The sequence below is a fragment of the Bradyrhizobium sp. AS23.2 genome (assembly GCF_001908185.1).
In the GTDB taxonomy this organism is placed as follows: domain Bacteria; phylum Pseudomonadota; class Alphaproteobacteria; order Rhizobiales; family Xanthobacteraceae; genus Bradyrhizobium.
Window position 1 is genome coordinate 1 of record NZ_LGHM01000083.1, and the last position, 7,188, is coordinate 7,188.

The 7,188-nt window shown below is 61.2% G+C and carries 4 protein-coding genes; 3 read left to right on the plus strand and 1 reads right to left on the minus strand.

All coding sequences use genetic code 11. The annotated features are described in order from the left end of the window. The first annotated feature begins 259 nt into the window (after positions 1 to 259). From AC630_RS18605 to AC630_RS18615, 3 genes are all read left to right on the plus strand, one after another. Positions 260 to 1,036, plus strand: a complete 777-nt coding sequence (locus AC630_RS18605) for an ABC transporter substrate-binding protein (RefSeq protein WP_083636313.1) — start codon at positions 260 to 262, stop codon at positions 1,034 to 1,036. Next, on the plus strand, positions 978 to 1,142 hold the full coding sequence (locus AC630_RS48360; protein WP_502691524.1) for an ABC transporter substrate binding protein: 165 nt from the start codon (positions 978 to 980) through the stop codon (positions 1,140 to 1,142). The genes AC630_RS18605 and AC630_RS48360 overlap by 59 nt, the downstream gene beginning before the upstream one ends. Positions 1,143 to 1,507: 365 nt before the next feature. Next, complete coding sequence (locus AC630_RS18615) at positions 1,508 to 3,388, plus strand: patatin-like phospholipase family protein (RefSeq protein WP_074119946.1); 1,881 nt, start codon at positions 1,508 to 1,510, stop codon at positions 3,386 to 3,388. Positions 3,389 to 3,629: 241 nt separating this feature from the next. Here the strand turns inward: AC630_RS18615 and AC630_RS18620 are convergent, their stop codons facing one another. Then, positions 3,630 to 7,004: an adenylate/guanylate cyclase domain-containing protein gene (locus AC630_RS18620; protein ID WP_074119947.1), complete on the minus strand. Its 3,375-nt coding sequence runs from the start codon at positions 7,002 to 7,004 to the stop codon at positions 3,630 to 3,632. Positions 7,005 to 7,188 lie beyond the last annotated feature (184 nt).

Below are 7,188 nucleotides of genomic sequence, written 5' to 3' on the forward strand. Positions count from 1 at the left end.
ATGAAGAATGTAATTCTCGCTGCGTTTCGATCTTTCGTGTTTCTACACAGCCAGGGTCACGAGCGTCGTGTTCTGCAAAAGACGGCTGCCTGCCAACTTCCGCTATGCCACGTTAGCGACCTACTTGGTGTCGCGATGCAATATGTCGCGACGGGCACAGGTGCTGACGTTAGGGCGCTTGTCGGTGACCAGCCGCGGTACCGCCTTCGATTGATGCGTGCTACCGTCGTCGCCGAGCCTCACCCGGAGAAGCCGTACCATGAAACGCATTGGTATCATTGTGGCTGGTTCGGCCTATCCCATGGACGGCTTCAAATCTGGACTTCGGGATCTTGGCTGGGTTGAGGGTGAAGGCGTCCACTTTGAACTGCGCGCTGCCGAAGGACAACTGCAGCTATTGCCTCAATTCGCATCCGAATTGGTCAGCCTCGGCGTTGACCTCATCGCCGTCATTGGTGCGGTCACGGTGCGCGCCGTTCGACAAGCTACTACGACAATTCCCATTGTTTTTGCCGTCGTAGTTGAACCGATCGGCGACGGACTGGCCGCGAGCCTCGAGCATCCTGGCGGAAACGTCACGGGCGTGACCATTTTTGATCCGCGCCAGGCTACAGCGCAATTGCAGTTCCTCAGGGTGATCAAACCCGAGCTTGAGCGGGTCGCTATTCTGAGTGACCGCGGCGTCTCTGACTGCATGTCCAATTTGAACCAAGAGGCCGCTCGCGCCCTGCAAATGCGGCCACAAGTTATCCGTGTCGAGGCGCCATCTCCGGACTACGAGAAAGCCTTTGCTGCGATGGAGCAGGAGCGTGCGGAGGCGCTCATCGTCCTGGAGGAGCCGATCAACCAAGCCTGCAGAATGCAGATCGCCGATTTGGCCGCCGCCTACCGTTTGCCAACAGTCTTTCCAATATCAATGCTCGATGCGGGGGGGCCTGATCGCCTACGGAACAAGTCTTCGCGAAGCGGCGCGGAACATGGCCCGCTATACGGATCATATCTTCCGAGGGGCCAAACCCGGCGACTTACCTATTAGGGCGGCACTGTCGCACGAGCTTGTGCTTAATCTGCAGACCGCTCAGCGGCTAGGTCTCACTGTACCGTCCGAGCTACTTGCGAAGGCCAACCAAGTCATCACCTGAACTCCGACGATCCACGATCCGATGGGCGAGGCTGAAGTCGGCTGTGGGTCATTCTCGACCGAACCGGCCTATCTTGCCATCCGTCTAATGTCCGCTTCGCTCTGACAGCGACCTGATTGTTCGCGCACGCCAAATGACGTGATGGGCCACAAGCAGACTCAAGCGCCGCTGCGAACGGAGGCGGTCTATGGAAGTCGAAAGCGGGCACCGAGGTTGCAGCGTCGCAAAGGCAGGATAGCTTCGCGATCTATGTTGCAGTGCTTCTATGAATGCAGTGCGAAGAGCTGGTGCGCTGACCCTTATATTCTGGCAGACAGGGCGACCCGGCACTAACATTGGGGGTGCAGTCGAACTGGATGTCGCCAATGAATGAAGCGAGCGCGACATTTGCGTGGTGGAACGTATCCGAGGATTTCGCTCTGTTCAGAACGCTCAGTTCAGAACAGCGGATGACGGCTCTGAGCGCAATGGTTCGCCTGGATCTGGTGCGGGGAGAAAGGCTCGTTGCCCAAGGGGGCCCCTCGGACTCGTTGTTTTTGGTGCTGCACGGTGCGCTAGCTGTGTGCCGAAATGGCGAACTCGAACCTCTCGCCGAGCTCCGTTCCGGCGAATTGGTTGGTGAAATCGGCTTCTTCGCAAATGTCCCGCGCACTGCCAATGTAATTGCCATCCGCGACACCAGCGTGCTCGTGTTGACACGTACGGCCTACCAGAAGCTTGCCCGGGACGCCCCTGCCATTGTTGAGGCAGTACTTGCGGCGCTCGCGCTCCGCTTTGGCAAGGAGACGGCGCGCCTCGCGCCGCTTCGCGCGTCGCCAAAGGCCAGAACGGTGGCCCTAATCGAAGGTGGACGCGAGCTGTTGCCTGGCGCCTTTGATCGTCGAATGCGCGATGGGCTCGCCGCCACCGATGCGGAGGTCGTCGATGCCGCCCGCGTCAACTCCAAGTTTCCCGGTCGAGCCCCGGATGCGCCCGATGTCGCTGAATGGCTCAACAGACTAGAACACGCCGCGCCACTGGTAGTTTACCTCGGAGATCACGATGCCAATGCCTGGACACGCAAGGCTATCCGTCAGGCCGACATGGTTGTGTTCGGGTGCCGTGGCGATGCGCCGGTGGGACCCTTGACGGATGTCGAGGCTTTTGCCTGCGAGGTTCACCCAAGGTCGGCGCGACGCCTCGTTCGCGTTCATGATCGACGGAGCAGTCACGTCAGCGGAACCACGGCCTGGCTTGCTCGGCTGCCCTCCTTCATGCATCACCATGTCGCGCTGGAGGATCAGGTTGATTTCGAGAGTCTGGTCCGTTTCCTGTCGGGTCGCGCGATTGGATACGTCGCCGGCGGCGGCGGAAGCCTTGGATCGGCGCATGTGGGGGTCTACAAGGCCTTCTGCGAGCTTGGCGTAATATTCGATATCTTTATCGGCACCAGTGTCGGCTCTGCCATGGCGGCCGGATTTGCGAAGAACCTCGAAGCCGAGGATCTTGAGCGCGGCACGCACGATATTTTCGTCAAGAGTCGCAGCTTCCGGCGGCCAACCTGGCCGCGTTACGCCTTGCTGGATCATAAGGCGTTCGATCGGGCGCTCGCCCGTCAATTGGGCCACGACTGCCGGATCGAGGATTGTTGGCGACCTTTCGCGGCAGTCGCAACCAATCTTTCGACCCATAATTTGGAATTGATTCGCTCGGGACCGCTGTGGCAGGCGGTGCGTGCCTCGAGCGCAATTCCTGGATTATTGTCACCGTTCTACACGCCGGAAGGTGCGATGCTTGTCGATGGATGCCTGATCGATAATGTGCCGCTGGCACCGATGCATCAACTAAAGAGTGGCCCCAATCTGGTTGTGCATTTCGGCGAGCCGGCTGCTGAGCTGTTTGATGTCGCGTATGATGCGTTGCCGGGACGACTTGAGCTGGTCGCGGCAATGCTGATGCCGTTTCGTAAGAAGCTGCTTCCTGCCGCGCCGAGTGCCGTCAATGTGCTGTGGCGAAGCCTCGTGGCGCATCAGCGCTACGATACGTTGCCGACGGGACCACTCGATCTGGTAATACGCCCGCCCTGTCCGATCGGGATCGATGTGACGGACTTCGACCGCCATACGGAGATTTTTCAGGCGTCTTACCTTTGGGCTCGACAAGCTATCGTGGCGCTGCAAGCAGAGGGCAACCCGGCAATGGCCGCCATCCTCGCTGCCGGAAAGCCGGCAATGCGAGGTGCAGTGCTCGTCGAGTCTCGCCAGTAGTGCTCCATCCAGTTGAGCTACGGGTGCGTCTCGCTGTTGATTTCGCCGATTGGCCGCGCCTCGGGATCGGCTTCAGATATTGATCAGGCCCAATGTCCGGTCAGGGACAATTCTCGACCGAACCGGCCTATCTTGCCATCCATCTAATGTCCGCTTCGCTCTGACAGCGACCTGATTGTTCGCGCACGCGAAATGACGTGACGGGCCACGAGCCGACATTCCATGACAAGAATGTGCGCCATCATGCCGCCAGTTCGTCGAGCAGGGCCTTCGCCTGCTTCAGGTCCAACGTGTCAAAGCCCTCGGTGAACCAGCCGTAGACCGGAGCGAGAAGTTCACGAGCCTCATCCCGCTTCCCTTGATCGCGCCACAGCCGCGCCATGCTCATCGCCGCGCGCAACTCGAACGATTTTGCCTTCTGCTTGCGAGCAATGGCGAGTGCGCGCTCGAAATACGCTTCCACCTTGGCCGCATCCCACTCGAGCGACCTGCGCATGACCTCGCCTGCTATGCGGTTGAGATCGGCTTCGAACCATCTCTCCTTGGCGGTGTCGATCCTGTTCAACGCCTCGCTGATGCAGCGCCAGGCATCGTCGAATTGGCCGAGTTCCGCGTAGGCTTCGGCTAAGGGCGTTAGGAAACGCGTTGGCGCCGTCGCCCCCATTAACCGCCATCCGTCCAACCCCGAGGTGATCATTGGTACGGCGTCGACGGCTTTGCCGGTCAGGAGAACTAGACAACCTTGATGGATCATTCGAAGCGGCTTCCACAGGGCGGCGCCTGTTTCGTCCACCAGTGCAGCAAGTTCATCAAGCTGCGCGTTTGCTGCCGCATAGTTTCCGGATAAGATTTGGGTCTCGTATGTCCAGGACAACGCGAACATCAGTGTGGCGGATTGACCGACCTCGCGCGCGTCCTTGACCGCGTACTCGGCATCTGCAAGCGCCCGCTTCGGGTAACCGAGGATCCAGAGAGCTATCGCTCGGTGACACAAGATCGCCGTCCGAAGGTCTTGGCCAAAACGCGTCGCTAGTCTGCGATGCTCGGCAGGATCGTAGAGCGCGAGGGCGCGATCAAGATGCTCCCGGCCTTCCGCGATGTCTCCGGTGGCGAGCAAGGAGTTTCCCGCGAGGCGATGCCCGATCACTAGCGGGCCGGTCATTCCCTGTTTCTCGGCAAGCCTCAAGGTTTGCGCCGCAAGATCGCGCAGCACATCGCCGTTGAAAGCCGTGTAGTTCGCGACCCAGAAACCGTAGAGGACTGAGAACAACAGCAGTGGGTCTTGCGGCGGCTCGCCGAGGGCCTCGGCCTGTTCGATCAGCAGGCGAGCCCGCTCCGCTGCGGCCTTGGTTTCCGGCGCAGTTTGGCCTTTGATATGCATGAGTGGGGTAATGAGCGCGGCCTGAAGGTTGATCTCGTCGCGCCGCCGCGCGGGCGTGGCGGGCAAGGTCGAAATCTGGTCGAGAGCGTGGGTGAGCTGCGCTATCGCTTCGATCAGCGCTGAGTGCTCCAGTGACCGCTGCCCTGCTTTACCCCACGAGCGCGCTGACTTCTCTATTGAACCAGCATTGCTGTGGTGTCGCGCCAGCAGTGCGGGCTGGCTTTCGGCTATTTCCGGGAAATGAGTTTCGAGAATTTCGGCGATACGAGCGTGGAGTGCGCGTCTCGGCTGGCGTAGCAAGGTGCCATAGGCTGCGTCCTGCACGAGGGCATGCTTGAACAAATAGGTCGCGTGCGGCGGTACGCCCTTGCGGAACAGCAAACCGGCCCGGATCAGACGGTCGAGTGACGAGCCCAGTTCCGCCTCTGGCTTGGGCACCACCGCCGCCAACAGCGCATGAGAAAACTCGCGGCCTATCGCCGCCCCGATCTGTGCCACCTCCTTGGCCGACCCGAGCCGGTCGAGCCGCGCCATCAGCGAAGCATGCAAGCTCGCGGGGACCGACAGCGCCGGCGAGGGAACCGCGGCCAAGGTCCGCGTCCCTTCCAGCTCGCACCCGGCCTCCAGCACTGCCTTTGTCATCTCCTCGACGAACAAGGGGATGCCGTCTGTACGCTCGATAATGTCTCCCCTGATGTTCGTCGGCAGGGGGTTGTTGCCGATGACGCGGTCAATTATAGCGCCGATGTCGCGTTCTGCGAGACGGTTGATCGTTAGCGCGGTCACGTGCGGTTGCCCGACCCAGGGCGCGTCGAACTCCGGCCGGAACGTCACGACCAAAAGTACGCGAAGGTTCCGAAGCACGTCCACCGTCCGACCGAACGCTTCCAGGCTCGTGGGGTCGATCCAGTGCGCATCCTCCAAGACCATCAGCACCGGGCTGGCGCGCGCCAGGGTCTCCAACTGTACGCCGAGTGCCTCCAGCGTCTTCTGCCGGCGCTGTTCGGGAACAGGCTCCAGAGCGGGGTAGCGTCCGTCGTTGGGAAGCGACAACATCTCAATCAACAGCGCTGCGTCCTGCTTGGACGTCGAGGTCTGCGCCAAGAGCGCATCTAGCTTGTCGAGCTTGGTTTGCGGCGTGTCATCGTGCGCAAATCCGGCGGCACGTTCGAGCTGCCCGATGATCGGATAAAAAGCGCTGTCCGTATGCTGCGGCGAGCAGAAGTAGCGCAATCGCGTGTGTGGTTCGGCAGCAAGCCCCTCCATGAGCGCCGCGGAGAGCCTGGATTTGCCGATCCCGGCCTCCCCGGACAGCAGCACCACCTGGCCTTCACAGGCCTTGGCTCTCGCCCAGCGTCGCAACAGCAGGTCAAGCTCTTCGTCTCGTCCGACCAGGGCAGTCAGGCCGCCGGCGTGCATTGCCTCGAAGCGGCCCTCGACCGAACTTGCCCGGAGCGCCGTGAACGCTCGCACCGGACCGGCGATCCCTTTAAGCTCCTTTGGTCCAAGGTCCCGCAGCTCGAAGAGATTGCCGAGCAGCCGGCGCGTGGCCTCGGCAATGACGACCGTGTTTGGCTCGGCGATGCCTTGAAGGCGCGCCGCAAGGTTCGGCGTCTCGCCGACAATACTGCGCTCCTGCGCTTCGCCGGCCCCGACTAGATCCCCGACCACGACCAGGCCGGTGGCAGCCCCAATCCGTACCTGTACGGGCTCAGGCGTGGGGAGTGTTGCAATGGCATCGATCAGTGCGAGGCCGGCCCGAACTGCGCGCTCGGCGTCATCCTCATGCGCTGCCGGATAGCCGAAGTAAACGAGCACGCCGTCACCCATGTATTTGGCGACGAAGCCCCCGAAGCGGAGCACAGTATCGGTAACGCACCTCTGATACGCCGAAATGACCTCGCGGAGGTCCTCTGGGTCCACACGCGTGGAGAGCGCCGTCGAACCGACTAGGTCTGAGAACATCACGGTAACCTGCCGGCGCTCGGCACTGTCCTTGGCGGCTTTGTCGGTTTCTGGCGGAGCGCCGGACGGCGGCGCTGGTGCGCTCGCTTCAGCGCGCAACGCGGCGATGGCGTCGAGCAGCTTACGGCGATGCCCGACAGATCCGACACCAAGCTCCTTCAAGTCCTCCGTCGTCAAACTCGGCAGGATCGTGTCGTCGATGTTGTTCTCGCGGAATGTCGCCTCATATTCTTCGAGGCCAAGCTTCCGCAGCCAATCTCCGACGTCCATGGCGGCGTCTCTGGTTCGCCTACCGCAGCATAATCCCCCGGGCGAGACATCGTGTCCAGAGGCCCGCTTTTGGATGACCGGTTTGGGTCATTCTCGACCGACTGTGCGGGTTCGGCTTGTGTTCGATGTCTGCTCTTCCCCGAAACCGACCAGCTTATTGCGTGGCAACGAAATGGCGCGAAGG

Excerpts from the sequence above, each read along its gene's own strand:
- AC630_RS18605 (WP_083636313.1), top strand. The coding sequence starts at position 260 with ATGAAACGCATTGGTATCATTGTGGCTGGTTCGGCCTATCCCATGGAC.
- AC630_RS48360 (WP_502691524.1), top strand. The coding sequence starts at position 978 with ATGGCCCGCTATACGGATCATATCTTCCGAGGGGCCAAACCCGGCGAC.
- AC630_RS18615 (WP_074119946.1), top strand. The coding sequence starts at position 1,508 with ATGAATGAAGCGAGCGCGACATTTGCGTGGTGGAACGTATCCGAGGAT.
- AC630_RS18620 (WP_074119947.1), bottom strand. The coding sequence starts at position 7,004 with ATGGACGTCGGAGATTGGCTGCGGAAGCTTGGCCTCGAAGAATATGAG.